Annotated in this window: 11 protein-coding genes; 5 read left to right on the top strand and 6 right to left on the bottom strand. The window is 74.4% G+C overall.

What is annotated here, in order from left to right:
- Together ABZ321_RS57790 and ABZ321_RS57785 are read left to right on the top strand one after the other, a co-directional pair.
- On the top strand, positions 1–611 hold a 611-nt coding region (locus ABZ321_RS57790; RefSeq protein WP_354905546.1), incomplete at its 5' end, for a phosphopantetheine-binding protein.
- Positions 608–5899 (top strand): amino acid adenylation domain-containing protein, encoded by a 5292-nt coding sequence (locus tag ABZ321_RS57785; protein WP_354905543.1) that lies wholly within the window; start codon positions 608–610, stop codon positions 5897–5899. The genes ABZ321_RS57790 and ABZ321_RS57785, both read left to right, overlap by 4 nt.
- Here the strand turns inward: ABZ321_RS57785 and ABZ321_RS57780 are convergent.
- Positions 5866–6756, bottom strand: coding sequence for an NAD(P)-dependent oxidoreductase (locus ABZ321_RS57780; protein ID WP_354905540.1), 891 nt, complete (start codon positions 6754–6756; stop codon positions 5866–5868). The genes ABZ321_RS57785 and ABZ321_RS57780 overlap by 34 nt on opposite strands.
- Positions 6757–6763: 7 nt before the next feature.
- Positions 6764–7591, bottom strand: a complete 828-nt coding sequence (locus tag ABZ321_RS57775) for a helix-turn-helix domain-containing protein (RefSeq protein WP_354905537.1) — start codon at positions 7589–7591, stop codon at positions 6764–6766.
- Between the two features lie 64 nt (positions 7592–7655).
- On the opposite strand from ABZ321_RS57775, the gene ABZ321_RS57770 reads away from it, so the two are divergent.
- The 3 genes from ABZ321_RS57770 to ABZ321_RS57760 all read left to right on the top strand — a co-directional run bounded on the left by ABZ321_RS57770 (position 7656) and on the right by ABZ321_RS57760 (position 10789).
- Positions 7656–9296 carry an FAD-dependent oxidoreductase gene (locus tag ABZ321_RS57770; RefSeq protein WP_354905535.1) on the top strand — a complete coding sequence of 547 codons (1641 nt, stop codon included), beginning with the start codon at positions 7656–7658 and terminating at the stop codon, positions 9294–9296.
- A gap of 157 nt (positions 9297–9453) precedes the next feature.
- Complete coding sequence (locus tag ABZ321_RS57765) at positions 9454–10314, top strand: SGNH/GDSL hydrolase family protein (protein WP_354905532.1); 861 nt, start codon at positions 9454–9456, stop codon at positions 10312–10314.
- A gap of 34 nt (positions 10315–10348) precedes the next feature.
- Positions 10349–10789 (top strand): VOC family protein, encoded by a 441-nt coding sequence (locus tag ABZ321_RS57760; RefSeq protein ID WP_344506710.1) that lies wholly within the window; start codon positions 10349–10351, stop codon positions 10787–10789.
- Positions 10790–10840: 51 nt separating this feature from the next.
- On the opposite strand, the gene ABZ321_RS57755 is transcribed toward ABZ321_RS57760, so the two are convergent.
- The 4 genes from ABZ321_RS57755 to ABZ321_RS57740 are packed head-to-tail and all read right to left on the bottom strand — an operon-like array spanning position 10841 to position 13880.
- Positions 10841–11242 (bottom strand): PPOX class F420-dependent oxidoreductase, encoded by a 402-nt coding sequence (locus ABZ321_RS57755; RefSeq protein ID WP_354905529.1) that lies wholly within the window; start codon positions 11240–11242, stop codon positions 10841–10843.
- A 52-nt stretch (positions 11243–11294) separates the two neighbouring features.
- Positions 11295–12080: a DeoR/GlpR family DNA-binding transcription regulator gene (locus ABZ321_RS57750; RefSeq protein WP_354905527.1), complete on the bottom strand. Its 786-nt coding sequence runs from the start codon at positions 12078–12080 to the stop codon at positions 11295–11297.
- A gap of 37 nt (positions 12081–12117) precedes the next feature.
- A complete protein-coding gene (locus tag ABZ321_RS57745) occupies positions 12118–13014 on the bottom strand; it encodes a substrate-binding domain-containing protein (RefSeq protein WP_354905525.1) in 897 nt (298 codons plus the stop codon).
- 5 nt (positions 13015–13019) lie between these two features.
- The gene (locus tag ABZ321_RS57740; RefSeq protein ID WP_344506704.1) at positions 13020–13880 is read right to left on the bottom strand and encodes a carbohydrate ABC transporter permease; all 861 of its coding nucleotides are present in this window, start codon (positions 13878–13880) and stop codon (positions 13020–13022) included.
- Positions 13881–14039 lie beyond the last annotated feature (159 nt).

Raw genomic sequence — 14039 nt, 5'->3', positions numbered from 1 at the left:
TCCGCTGGCGCACCGATGGGCTCCTCGATTTCCTCGGCCGCCGCGACCACCAGGTGAAGGTGCGCGGGCACCGCATCGAGCTCGGCGAGATCGAGGTGCGGCTGCGGGCCGCGCCTGGCGTCGCCGAGGCCGTGGTGACCGTCGCCGGCGGCGCCGACCCGCACCTCGTCGGCTACGTCGTGCCGGGACCCGGGTCGGTGGTCGACCCGCCCGGCCTCGAGACGCTGTTACGGGCGGCGCTGCCCGAGTACATGGTGCCGCGCCGCTGGATGACGCTGCCGTCCCTGCCGGTCAACGGCTCCGGCAAGGTCGACCGCGGCGCCCTGCCCGAGCCGCACGACGAGGTCCGCGAGCGGGTCGCGCCGCGCAGCGACGCCGAACACCTCGTCGCCGACGTGTGGGGCGCGGTGCTGCACCGCGACGACCTGTCGGTGCACGACAACTTCTTCGCCCTCGGCGGGCACTCGCTGTCCGCGACGCTCGTCGTCGGCCGGCTCCGCGACGCGCTCGACCTGCCGGTGCCGGTGCGGCTGCTGTTCGAGCAGCCCGTCCTCGCGGGCTTCGCCGTGGCCCTCGAGTCGCTGCTGCTGGCCGAGGTGACGCAGGCGTGACGGTCACCGACAACCAGCGCTCGCTCATCCGGCAGCGCCTGGCAGCGGCCCGCGCGGTGACGAGCCGCGCTGCCGCCCACACCGCCACCAGGATCCCCGCCACCGATCCGGGCGTTCCCGCGCCGCTGTCCCCGGCGCAGGCGCGGCTGTGGTTCATGCACCAGCTGGAGCCCGACAGCGCCGCCTATCACGTCACGGCCACGGTACGGCTGACCGGCGCGCTCGACGTGGCCGCCCTGACCGCCGCGGTCCGCGACCTGGCGACGCGGCACCACGTGCTGCGCAGCCGGTTCGTGGACCAGGACGGCACCCCCACCGCGGTCGTCGGCGCCGCCGGCGACGTGCCCGTCGAGACGGCGGGCACGCTCGACGCGTTCCGGGACCGGGCGTTCCGGCTCGCCGATGAGCCACCGATGCGGGTGCTCATCTGCCGCACCGGCCCGGACGAGCACCTGCTGCTGCTGGTCGTGCACCACATCGCCTTCGACGCGTGGTCCGTCGACCTGGCCCTGCGCGAGCTCGCCGACCTCTACGCGGCCAGGGTGGAGGGCCGGCCCGTCCCGGCCGCGCCCGCGGTGCAGTACGCCGACTACGCCCGCTGGCAGGGCGGCCGGGAGCCGTCCACAGTGGACCTCGACTGGTGGGTCGAGCGGTTGCGGGGCCTCGCGCCTGTGCTGGACCTGCCCGCCGACCGGCCCCGCCCGCCCGTCGCCGGCGCCGAGGCCGGGCAGGTGCCCGTGGAGGTGCCCGCCACGCTCACCGCCCGCATCGACGGCCTCGCCGCGGCCGGCGGCGCGACCCCGTTCATGGTGCTGCTCGCCGCCTGGCAGGCGCTGCTCGCCCGGGTCTGCGGCACCGACGACGTCGCCGTCGGCGTCCCCGCCGCGGGCCGGCACCACCCGGACGTCGAGACGATGATCGGGTGCTTCATCGGCACGCTGGTGCTGCGCACCGACTGCTCCGGCGACCCGACCGGCCGCCAGCTGCTGGCCCGCGTGCGGGAGACCGCGATCGACGCGCTCGCCCACGCCGAGACCCCGTTCGAGCGGATCGTCGACCGGCTGCAGCCCGAGCGGAACCTCGCCACCACCCCGATCTTCCAGGTGCTGCTGAACGTCCTGGAGCAGCCGCCCGCGCCGATGCGCTTCCCCGGCCTCGACGCGCACGTCGTCGACCTGCCGATCCGCACCACGAAGTACGACCTCAACCTCGCGCTGTCCCGCACCGCCGACGGCTACCGCGGCTCGCTCGTCCACCGCGCCGAACTGTTCGACGACGACACCGCCCGCCGCCTCACCGGATGGTTCCTTGCGCTGCTGGACGGGCTGACCGCCACCCCCGACGTGCCGGTCGGCCGGCAACCGCTGGAGCCGGGCGCGCTGTCAGGACCGGCCGGCCGCCGCGTGTCGTACACGATGGAACAGCCACTCGATCAACTGATCGCGCGCCACGCGGCGCTCACGCCCGACGCGACCGCGGTCGTCGCCGCCGACGGCAGCCTGACCTACGCCGAGCTGGACCGGCGCGCGGGCGTCGTCGCGGCGCGGCTGCTCGCCGGCGGGGTGCGGCCGCAGGAGCCCGTCGCCGTCCTGACCGAGCGCGGCGTCAGCCTGCCCGTCGCGATGCTCGGCGCGCTGAAGGCCGGCGCCGCCTACCTCCCGATCGACCCCGGCTACCCGGACGGGCGGGTGGCGGACATCCTCGACGCGGCCGGCGCGCGGTTCGTGCTCACCGAGGCGGCCTTCGCCGGCCGGGTCGCGGACCGCCGGGCGCTCGTCGTCGCGGACCTCGCGGGTGAGCCGGCGCAGGCCGTGCGGGTGCCGATGGACCACCTCGCGTACGTCATCTTCACGTCGGGCTCGACCGGGAGACCCAAGGGCGTCGCCGTCGAGCACCGGCACATCGCGCACTACCTGCACGCGGTCGCCGACCGCATCGGGCGGCACGCGTCCTACGCGCTCGTCTCCACCCACGCCGCCGACCTCGGCATGACGAACCTGTTCGGGGCGCTGACCACCGGCGGCGTCGTGCACCTCGTCGACCGGGAGACCGCCACCGACCCGGAGGCGTTCGCCGCCTACCTCGCCGCGCACCCGGTCGACGCGATGAAGCTCGTCCCCAGCCACCTGGAGCTGCTCGCCGCGCACGGCGACCTCGCCACCCTGCTGCCCCGCGCGCAGCTCGTCCTGGCCGGCGAACCATGCCCGTGGGAGCTGATCGAGCGCATCGAGCGGGTCCGCCCCGACCTCGGCGTCCAGGTCCACTACGGCCCGACCGAGACCACGGTGTCGGTGCTCGGCTGCGACGTGCGCGAGATCCCCGCCGGGCGCCGCCACGGCATCGTCCCGATCGGCCGCCCGTTCCCGAACGTGGAGTGCCTCGTCACCGACCCGGCCGGCCGGCCCGTGCCCGCGGGCGTGCCGGGGGAGCTGCACATCGGCGGGCCGGGCGTCGCCCGCGGCTACCTGCACGGGCGCGACGACCGGTTCACCGGCGACCGCTACCGCTCCGGCGACCGCGTCCGGGTCGACGCGCACGGCCTCGTGCACATCCTCGGCCGCGTCGACGACCAGGTGAAGATCCGAGGCTTCCGGGTCGAGCTCAACGAGGTCGCCGCCGCCGTCCGCGCCGTCCCCGGCGTCGGCGAGGTGGTCGTGCTGCCCGTCGGCGAGGCGCACACGCGGCGGCTCGCCGCGTGGGTCACGCCCGCGACCGCCGACACCGGCGTGATCCGGGCCGCGCTGCGGGACCGGCTGCCCGACTACATGGTGCCGTCGGCGTTCGTCGCGCTCGACCGGCTGCCGCTGACCGCCAACGGCAAGGTCGACCGGGCCGCGCTGCCCGCCCCCGCGGCACCGGCGGCGGCCACCCGCGTCGCGCCGTCGACACCGACGCAGGTGCGGGTCGCGGCGGCCTGGGCGCAGGTGCTCGACGACGCCGACCCCGGGCTCGACGACGACTTCTTCGCCCTCGGCGGCGACTCGTTCAAGGCCGTCCGCGCGGTCCGCGCCATCGACCCGCAGCTGCGCGTCATCGACCTCTTCACGCACCCCACCGTGCGCGAGCTCGCCGCGTACCTCGACGGTGACACCGGATCGTCGGGGCTGCTGCACCGCCTGGCCGGGCCCGCCACCGGCACGCTCACCGTCGTGTGCGTCCCGTACGGAGGTGGCTCCGCCGCCGCGTACGGGCCCCTGGCGACGGAGCTGGCGCAGCGGATCCCCGGCGCGGCCGTCCTCGCCGTCGAGTTGCCCGGGCACGACCCGGCCCGCCCCGACGAGCCGCCGCTGCCGATGTCCGCGCTCACCGACCGGATCGTCGCGGACCTGCCGCCCGGGCCGGTGCTCGTGTACGGGCACTGCGTCGGCTCCGCGGCCGCCACCGAGCTGGCGCTGCGCCTGGAGGCCGAGGGCCGGGACGTGGTGGGGCTCGTCGTCGGCGGCAGCTTCCCCGCCGCGCGGCTGCCCGGCCGGGTCACCGCGTGGCTGCACCGGCGGATCCCCGCCACCTGGTGGACGTCGGACCGGGCGTACCGGGACTTCCTGCGGACCCTCGGCGGCCTCGACGACGACACTGGGCTTGATACTGGACTGGACACCGAAACGATCCTGCGCGGACTGCGGCACGACGTCGACGAGGCGCAGACCTGGTTCACCCGCGAGCTGACCCGCCCCGACCGGCGCCGGCTCCGCGCGCCCGTCCTGTGCCTCATCGGCGCCCGGGACCGCTCCACCGAGCTGTACGAGGAGCGCTACACCGAGTGGGGCGCGTTCGCCGACCGGGTCGCCCTCGCCGTCCTGCCCCGCGCCGGGCACTACTTCCTCAAGCACCAGGCCGCGCTGGCCGCCGACCGCATCGCCGACGCCACCCGGGACTGGCGGGAGGGGCGGCCACCGGAGCCGGTCAGCACCGCGGTCGCCGGCGGGCGGGCCCGCCGCGACCTGCGCGACTTCTACCTCATGGCGGCCGGGCAGACCGCGTCGCTGATCGGCGCGGCGCTCAGCTCGTTCGCCCTCGGCGTCTGGGCCTACCAGCAGCACGGGCGGGTCGCCGACTACGCGCTCGTCACCATGCTGGCGCTGCTGCCCTCGATCCTGCTGCTGCCCCTCGGCGGTGCCGTCGCCGACCGGCTCGACCGGCGGCGCATCATGCTCGCCTGCAACGGTGCCGGCGTCGCGGTCATGACGGCCGTCGTGACCCTTCTCGCCCTGGGCACGCTGGAGATCTGGACCGTCGGGCTCCTCGCCGGGCTGCTGTCCGCGATCACCGCGTTCCACCGGCCCGCGTACCTGGCGGCGGTCGCGCAGCTCGTGCCGAAGCCGTACCTCGGGCAGGCCAACGCCCTGGCCAACCTCGGGCCCGGCATCGGCATGCTCATCGCGCCCCTCGCCGGCGGCGCGCTCATCACCGCGCTCGGCATGCCGTGGGTCGTCGCCGTCGACGTGGTGTCGCTGCTCGTCGGCGTCGGCACCCTGCTCGTAGTGCGGCTGCCCGACCGGCTGTTCCGCCGGCAGGAGGAGGCCTTCGCCCGCGCCATCGCCGGCGGCTGGCGGTTCCTCGTCCGGCGGCGCCCGCTCATGATCATGATCGGGTTCTTCGTCGTCGAGAACTACCTGGCCATGCTCGCCCTCGCCGTCACCGTCCCCACCGTGTACGGCTTCGGCGGCACCACCGCCGTCAGCGTCGTCACCGCGTGCAGCGGCATCGGCGCGGGCATCGGCGCGCTCGCCATGGTGCTGTGGGGCGGCGCCGAACGCCGCGCCACCGGCATGGTCGGCTTCGTCATCGGCGTGGGTCTCGGCGCGGCGCTCGTCGGGCTGCGGCCGTCGACCGCGGTCGCCGCCGCCGGCAGCCTCGTCTGGTACGCCTCCCTGACGATCCTCAACGCGCACTGGCTCGCGATCATCCAGGTCAAGGTCGGCCTCGAGCTGCAGGGCCGGGTCCTCGCCACCAACCAGATGCTGGCGGTCGCGATGACCCCGCTCGCGTTCCTGACCGCGCCGCCGCTCACGTCCCTCGTCACACCGCTGCTGCGCCCCGGCGGCGCGCTCGCCGGGACCGTCGGCGAGGTGGTGGGCGTCGGCGCCGACCGGGGCGCCGGGCTCGTCCTCGTCGCGTGCGGGGTGCTCCTCGTCGTGTGGGGCGCGCTCGGGCTCGCGTACCGGCCGCTGCACCGGATGGAGGACGACCTGCCCGACGTGTCCGCCGGCGCGGAGATCCCCGACACGCTCGACGAGGTGCAGGACGCGCTGCTTCAGCGGGAGTTGGCGGACCGCCAGGCGACGTAGTCGGCGACCGCGGCGGCGATGTCGAACTCGGGCTTGAAGCCGGTGTCCTCGGTGAGGCGGCTGATGTCGAGGTACGGGTGGGCGCCGCCGCCCCCGGGCCGCGCCTCCGCCTCGAGCGCGTCCGCGACCTCCCGGTAGGTGAACGGTCGGCCGCTGGACACGTTGTATGTGTCGTGCCGCAGGCTCGGGGCGGTCATGAGCAGGGCGATCGCGCGGCCGGCGTCCGGCGCGTAGCAGGTGTCGCCGCCGTCGCCGGCGTGCAGCGGCGGCGGCTCCTCGCCGCGCAGCACGGCGCTGATGTACGGCGGGATCGGGTTGAACGGCGACTCCGGGTCCATGAGCGGACCCCATGTGCTGCCGATCCGCAGCAGCACGGGCTGGACGCCGGTGCCCTGCAGGGCGTGCGTGACGACCGGCTCAAGGGCCTTCTTGAACGCGACGATCAGGTGCGGCAGGTGCGCGGCCGGCAGCGGCAGCTCCTCGTGCCAGGGGATCTCGGGCCGGCCGATGTACACGCCGATGCTGCTCGCGACGGCGAACCTGCGCACCGCCCACGTGCGGGCCGCGTCGAGGGCGTTGAGCAGCCCGGCCATGTCCCTGCGGAAGTACGCCGCCGGATCGTCGCCGGGGACGGAGCCGGCGAGGTGGACGATGCCGCTGATCTCGTGGCGGCCGGCGAGGGCGAGGAACGCGTCGCGGTCGGTGACGTCGAGGGCCTCGACGGTGACCCGGCCGGCGAGGAACGACGGCACCTCCGCCCGCCGGTGCGCGGTGACGACGACCTGGTGCCCGAGGTCGGCGAGCGCGCGGGCGGTGTGGGCGCCGATCATGCCGAGCCCGCCGGTGACGAGGATCATGGCTTGATCAGATCCCGCGGGCGCCGGCCGGGTCTTGAACGAATCGCGCACGGCCTCGGAGGAACGGCTCGTAGGACGCGGTGTGGTCGTGGCCGCAGCAACAGCGGTCGACCTCGCCGCCGAGCAGGTCGCGCGGGGTCAGGCCGGTCAGCCGCAGGCACTCCCGGCTCAGATGCGCCTGGTCCGCGTAGCCGAGGTCGGCCGCGAGGCCCGCGACGCCGGCCGCGCCCGACTGGGCCAGCGCCAGGAACCCCTGGAACCGCAGCGTGCGCTGCAGGACCTTCGGACTCAACCCGACCGCCCGCAGGCAGCGGCGGCGCAGCTGGCTCACCGACAGCGCCAGGTGGCCGGCGACGGCGTCGACGGTGACCGGCGACCACGGCATCAGCGCCCGCACGGCCTCCCGTACCAGCGGATCCACGCTCGCATCGCCGCGGAACTCACGCAGGAGGTGGCGCTGCAGCAGCGCGAGCGCCCGCTCGGGCGTCCGGGCGCCGGCCATCGCCTCCGCGAGCCGGTCGGCGGTCCCGCCCCACAGGTCCGCCAGGCCCGGGCGCTGGTCGAGCAGCTCGTCGAGGGCCACCGGCAGGGGCGGCGGGGTCCCAGGCAGGAACCGCACGCCCACCACCGTGGTCCGCGCCGGGATCACCTCGACCTGCGGACCGGTCAGCGGGCCGAGCAGGTGCGGGCGCCCGCCGATCGGGAAGTGCAGCTCCACGCCGCCGGCCGGAAGGTGCCGCTGCGCGTACGCGACGTCGCCGGTGCGCTGGACCCACACCGTCCGGACGACGTGCGCCAACGCGGCCACCGGCGGGTGCTCGACGTACGACTCCATCACCCGCCATCCTCGCACTCCGGTATCTTGCTGCGACGTCCGCCCGCTACCAGGAGGCATGCACATGAGCTCGGTCCCAGTTCCCGACGCGCAGACGCGGTACTCGTCGCGGCGGGCCGGCGCGCCGGACGAGGCCCAGGCGTGGCCGGCGTTCGGGGCGGAGGACCGCGCGCTGCTGGAGGCGGCCGGGGAGGTGGTCCGCCCGTCGCCCGGCGAGGTGCTGTGGGAGGGCGGCGAGCCCTACGACCTGTACGTCGTGGAGACCGGCGGGCTGTGCCTGGTGGACCGCCGCGACGACCGGGTCGTGGTCGTCGTGGAGCCCGGCGACTTCGTCGGCGAGCTCGGCATGCTGATGGGGCAGCCGGCGTTCCTCGCCGGGGTGGCGATGCCCGGCACCACGCTGCTGCGGGTGCCCGTCGAGGAGCTGCGCCGGCTGATCGCGACCACCGTGGACCTGGGCGACCTGCTGATCTCCGCGTTCGACGCCCGGCGGCGCATGCTGAGCCGCTGGGGCGAGGGCGGCCTCGTCCTCGCCGGCGACGACGACCACCACCTGCGCCGGCTGCGGGAGTTCGCCGCGCGCAACCACGTCCCGTTCCGGGTCGTGCTGCGCTCCGACCCGTCCGCCTGGGACGAGGTCGCGGCGGCGTGCGCGCTGCCGGAGCAGGGTGCGGCGGTGGTGACCGGGGAGGGGCGGGTCCTGACCGACCCGAGCCCCCGCGACCTGGCCACGGCCGTCGGGCTCGACCTGTGCGGGCTGCCCGAGGGGGCGCGGTGCGACCTGCTGGTCGTCGGCGCCGGCCCGGCCGGTCTGGCCGCCGCCGTCTACGGCGCCTCCGAGGGCCTCGACGTCGTGGTCGTCGAGGACGTCGCCCCCGGCGGGCAGGCCGGCACCTCGTCGCGGATCGAGAACTACCTGGGTTTCCCGCGCGGGATCGCCGGCGGCGAACTGGCCCGCTCGGCGATGCTGCAGGCCGTCAAGTTCGGGGCGCGGCTCGTCTCGCCCCGATCCGTCACCGGCCTGACCCGTGACGCTGACGGGTTCCGGGTCAGGCTCGACGACGACACCGACGTGGCCGCCCGCGCCGTGGTCGTCGCCAGCGGTGTCCGGTACCGGCGGCTGACCGTCCCCGGCGTCGCCGACCTCGAGGGGCGGGGCGTCTCGTACGCGGCCACGGAGATCGACGCGCGCGCCTGCCTGGGCCGCGACGTCGTGGTCGTCGGGGGCGCCAACTCGGCCGGGCAGGCCGCCCTGTTCCTGGCCCGGCAAGCCGGTCACGTGCACGTCCTCATCCGCCGCGACGACCTGACCGAGACGATGTCGGACTACCTCGCGCAGCGGCTCCTGCACCACGAGCGGATCACCGTCCACCCGCGGTCGGAGCTGACCGGCGCGCGCGGCGGCGACCGGCTCACCCACCTCACGTGGCGGGACGGGGCGACCGGACGGGAGGTCGAGGTGGCGGCCGGCGGGCTGTTCCTGATGATCGGGGCGCAGCCGCGCTCCGCGTGGCTGCACGACGTGGGCGTCGAGCTGGACGAGAAGGGGTTCGTGGTGACCCGCGGCGCGTTCGAGACCTCGGTGCCGGGGCTGTTCGCCGTCGGCGACGTCCGGGCCGGTTCGGTGAAGCGGGTCGCCTCCGCCGTCGGCGAGGGCTCGGTGGTGGTCTCGGCGGTGCACGCGTACCTGGCGGCCACCGGCTGATCGTGGCTTGACATCGATCGCAGTGGACCAGAGACCGCCGGACCGTGCCGGCCGGGCGCCTGAACACGTTCTCACAACCATCGCCAGCCATTGACCGATGTCGCTGTAGCTGGCAGAATTCGGTCCCCGCACCATCCCTTCCGCCAGGGGGACCGCCATGAGACTGGCCCTGCTCGCCACCGCGCTGCTGACATCCGGGTTGGTGCTGAGCACCCCGGGCCCCGCCCACGCCGCCGCGCCCACCGGACGGTACGTGGCGCTCGGGGACTCGTACACCTCCGGACCGCTGATCCCGGACCAGGTCGACCTCAACTGCGTCCGCTCCAACCGCAACTATCCGTCGCTGGTCGCCCGCGCGATCGGCTCGGCCGCCCTCGTCGACGCCAGCTGCGGCGGCGCCACCACTGCCGACATCCTCAACCCCGGGAAGGGCACCCTCGGCCTGCCCGTCCCCGCCCAGATCTCCGCCGTCACCGCCGCGACGGCGCTGGTCACGATCGGCATCGGCGGCAACGACATCGGTTTCACCGGCATCGTGACGGCGTGCGCCCAGGACGGCGTCGGCGACCCCTTCGGCACGCCTTGCCGCGACCGGTACACCGCCGGCGGCACCGACCAGCTCCAGGCCCGGATCGCCGGCACGGCCCCGAAGGTCACGGCCGTCATCCAGGCCGTGCGCGCAGCCGCGCCCGCCGCCCGCATCGTCGTCGTCGGCTATCCGGCGATCGTGCCCGACCGCGGCTACGGCTGCTGGCCGGCGGTGCCGTTCGCGTTCGGTGACGTGCCGTACCTGCGCGCGGTGGCGAAGTCGCTCAACGCGATGCTCGCCCAGACCGCCGCGTCGAACGGTGCCGAATACGCCGACACCTACACGCCGTCGGTCGGCCACGACGTCTGCCGCTCCAAGAGCGTCCGCTGGGCGGAGGGGGTCGTCCCGGAAAACGCCGCCGCCCCGTTCCACCCCAACGCCGCCGGCGAGCAGGCCATGGCCACCGCCGTCACGACCCGCCTCGCCTGAGCGTGCCCCCGTCGTTGCCCATATGCTCGGCGACATGACGATCAAGCGCATGGACAACGTCGGCATCGTCGTCGACGACCTCGACGCCGCCGTCGCGTTCTTCACCGAGCTCGGCATGGAGCTGGAGGGGAGGATGCCGATCGAGGGCAGCTGGGCGGGGAAGGTCGTCGGGCTCGACGGCATGCGGAGCGAGATCGCGATGATGCGGGTCCCGGGCGCCCCGGGCCGGCTCGAGCTGGCGACGTACCACAGCCCGAAGTCGATCACCCCCGAGCCGGCGGTCACCCCGTCGAACACGCTTGGCCTGCACCGCGTCATGTACGCCGTCGACGACATCGAGGACACCCTCGCCCGCCTCCGCCCGCACGGCGCGGAGCTCGTCGGTGAGGTGACGCGCTACGAGGACGCCTACCTGCTGTGCTACCTCCGCGGGCCGGGCGGCATCATCCTCGCGCTGGCCGAAGAGCTGAGCTGAATCCTCGCGCCGGCCGAAGAGCTGAACTGGGCTGGGCAGAGCTGATCCGCATCAGCCCTGCAGGGTGATCCGCAGCATGACCCGGTCGCGCCGGCCGAGGGTGGCGAGCCGTTCGACGAGCATCACCAGGCGGTACTCGAGGCCGTACTTGCGCCGGACCAGTCCCGTCATGCGGGCGATCTCGCGCTGGTCGGTGACGATCTCGGCGGTGCCCTCGACCGGCGGGGTGCTGACGTGGACCTTGCCGGTGCGGGTGCAGGGGACCAGCCGCACGCGAGGGTCGCGGCGCAGGCGCTTGACCTTGTAACTGGCGGCGAGGGTGGTCACGACGAGGGCGTCGCCGTCCGGGGTGATCCACACGGGCGTGGCGACCGGGGTGCCGTCCTTCCTGAACGTGGTGAGCGAGACGCAGCGCTGCGCGCCGAGCGACGCCGTCGTGGAGCCCTGGGTCATCCTCTCCGGGTACCCGGAGAGGACCGGGTGATGCGCGTCGCCGCGGCGGGGATCAGGTGGGGCTGAGCCGCCGGCCGTGGGCGATGACGGGGTGGACGCCGGCGAGGGTGAGGTCGTCGCGGAGCTCGGAGCGGACCCGGGCGTCGACGAGCAGGAGCACCCCGGCGGGCATGACCTGGTGCTCGCCCCGCCGGTGCCACGCGGTGTGGTCCGCGAAGCAGACGACCCGGTCGGTGACGGGCAGGACGGCGCGGTTGAGCTCGGCGGTCTCCTCGTCGACGTTGGCCGGGACGCCGGCGTCGTCGGTGCCGTCGAGCTCGATGAACGCCGTGTCGAGGTGAAACGCGTGCAGCGTCCTGGCGGCGAGCGGGCCGGTCAGCCCCTGCGTGCCGGTGACCACGCCGCCGGTGAGCACCAGGGTCTGGTCGCGGCGCTGGTGCTCCTGGAACGCCTGGGCGACCGGCAGCGAGTAGGTCACCACCGTCAGGTCCGGCACCGTCGCCAGGTGGTGGGCGAGCAGCGTCGAGATGGGCCCGGCCGGCAGCGCGACGGTGGTGCCGGGCGCCACCATCCTGGCCGCGTCGGCGGCGATCGCGGCCCGGGCGAACTGCCGCGCCATCACGGCCGAGCGGAGCGGCTTCTGGCCGTGGCCGGCCGCCGGGCGGCGGACGGCGCCGCCGTGGACGCGGGCGACGAGGCCGGACGCGTCGAGCATCGTCAGGTCGCGGCGGATCGTGCCGGTGGAGACGCCGAAGAGGTCGGCGAGGCGGCGCAGCTGTGCGCCGCCGTCGCGGTTGACGATTTCCAGGATGGCGAGTTGCCGTGTCGAGGCCAGCATCGATGCGACCCCCAGGGTCCGAGGTGTGGCAACGTCGTCAGGATCGGGGTGGAAGGTGGGACTGGCGGTGCAGGGTGGTGCCGCGGGCGATCAGCTGGGTCGGCAGGATGACCCACCGCGGCGGGCCGGTGTAGCCGTCGAGACGCTCCAGCAGCAGGCGCGCGGTCTGCCGGCCCATGTTCTCCGCGTCGTGGGCGATGACCGTGACGCCGAGGATGTCGCCCATGTCCAGCTCGTCGAAGCCGACGAGCGCCGGCGGCGACGGATGCCCGTGCAGGGCGCGCAGCGCGCCGGTGGTGATGCGGTTGTTCGTGGTGAAGACGGCGGTCGGCGGCCGGTCGAGCCGCAGCAGCGCGGTCACCGCACGCTGCGCGGTGTCCATGTCGTGGGCGCCCTCGACCAGGTGCTCGCGCCAGTCCGGGACGCCGGCCGCCGCCAGCGCAGCACCGAACGCGGTGACGCGCTCCCGGTGGGTGCTGAGCCGGGACCGGTCGCCCACGATGCCGATGCGGGTGTGCCCCAGCGCCAGCAGGTGCGCCGCCGCCTGCCGGGCGCCGTCGCGGTTGTCCAGCAGGACCGCGTCCGCGGACACGCCGACGGGCGGGCGGTCGACGAAGATGAACGGCGGCGTGCCGTGGCGGCGCTCGACCGCCAGATGGTCGTGCGTGGGCAGGGTGGAGGCCAGCACCAGCGCCCGGACGCGCCGCTCCAGCAGCGCCTCGGTGAGCTGGTGCTCGGACTGCGAGTTCTCGTCGATGTCGACGGTGACCAGTTGCAGGCCGTGCGCCCGGACCTCGCGCTCCAGCCCGCCGGCGAGCCGGGAGTGGAACGGGTTGCCCAGGTCGCCGCCGAGCATCCCGATCAGCGTCGAGGTGTCGCCGCCGCGGCGCAGCTCCCTGGCCGTGCCGTCATCGGGACCTCGGTCACGGGACAAGCCTTTCAGCCCTTGGTCGAGCCGAGCGCCAGCCCGGCGATGAACTGTTTCTGCAGCGCGACGTACACGATGAGGGTCGGGATCGCGGCGATGAGGGCGGCCGCCGCGATCATGTTCTGGTTGGCGACGAACTGGCCCTGGAGATTGGCCAGGGCCGAGGTCACCGGGCGCTTGTCGCCGGTGGAGATGAGCGTGATGGCCCAGAAGAAGTCGTTGTAGATCCAGGTGGTGAGCAGCGTGGCGAGGGCCGCGAGGGCCGGCCGGCACAGCGGCAGGGTGAGCCGCCAGAACCGGGTCCACACGGTCGCGCCGTCGACGACCGCGGCCTCGTCGAGCTCCTTCGGCAGCGTCCGCATGTAGTTGCTGAGGACGAAGACGCAGAACCCGAGCTGGAACGCGACGTTGATGGCGATGAGTCCGAGGTAGGAGTTGTACATGAGGCCGCTCTCGCTGACCCAGTGCGGGAGCGGGATGGCGAGGTACAGGCGGAACAGCGGCGTGATGATGACCTGCTGCGGCAGCAGGTTGCCGGCGGTGAACAGGATGAGGAGAGGGATGTTGAACCGGAAGCGCAGCCTCGACACCACGTAGGCGAACGAGGCCGCCAGCAGAAGCGTGAGCAGCACCGCCGGCACCGTGATGACCAGCGAGTTGAGGAAGAAGTGCCACATGTCGGACTGGGTCCACGCGGCCTGGAAGTTGGCCAGGGTCAGGCTGCGGGGCAGGGACACGTAACCGTGCTCGTTGGTCTCCGCGATCGGGCGGAGCGCGACGTACAGCGCGAACAGCACCGGCGTCACCCAGAGCGCCAGCATGACGAGCATGAACGCCTGCGCGGCGACGCTACCGAGCCGGGAGGGCTTCATCGCGGGGACTCCTCACGGCGGAACGCCTGGTGGAGAAAGATCGTGATCGGGATCAGGGAGATGGCGAGCAGGATGACGCCGAGGGTGGAGCCGAAGCCGATGCGTTGGGTCTCGCCGACGATGTTCTGGGTGACGGCGACGGACAGCAGTTCGAGGCCT

The organism is Dactylosporangium sp. NPDC006015 (assembly GCF_040614215.1).
Lineage (GTDB): Bacteria > Actinomycetota > Actinomycetes > Mycobacteriales > Micromonosporaceae > Dactylosporangium > Dactylosporangium maewongense.
This window is presented reverse-complemented; position numbering and strand designations above follow the sequence as displayed.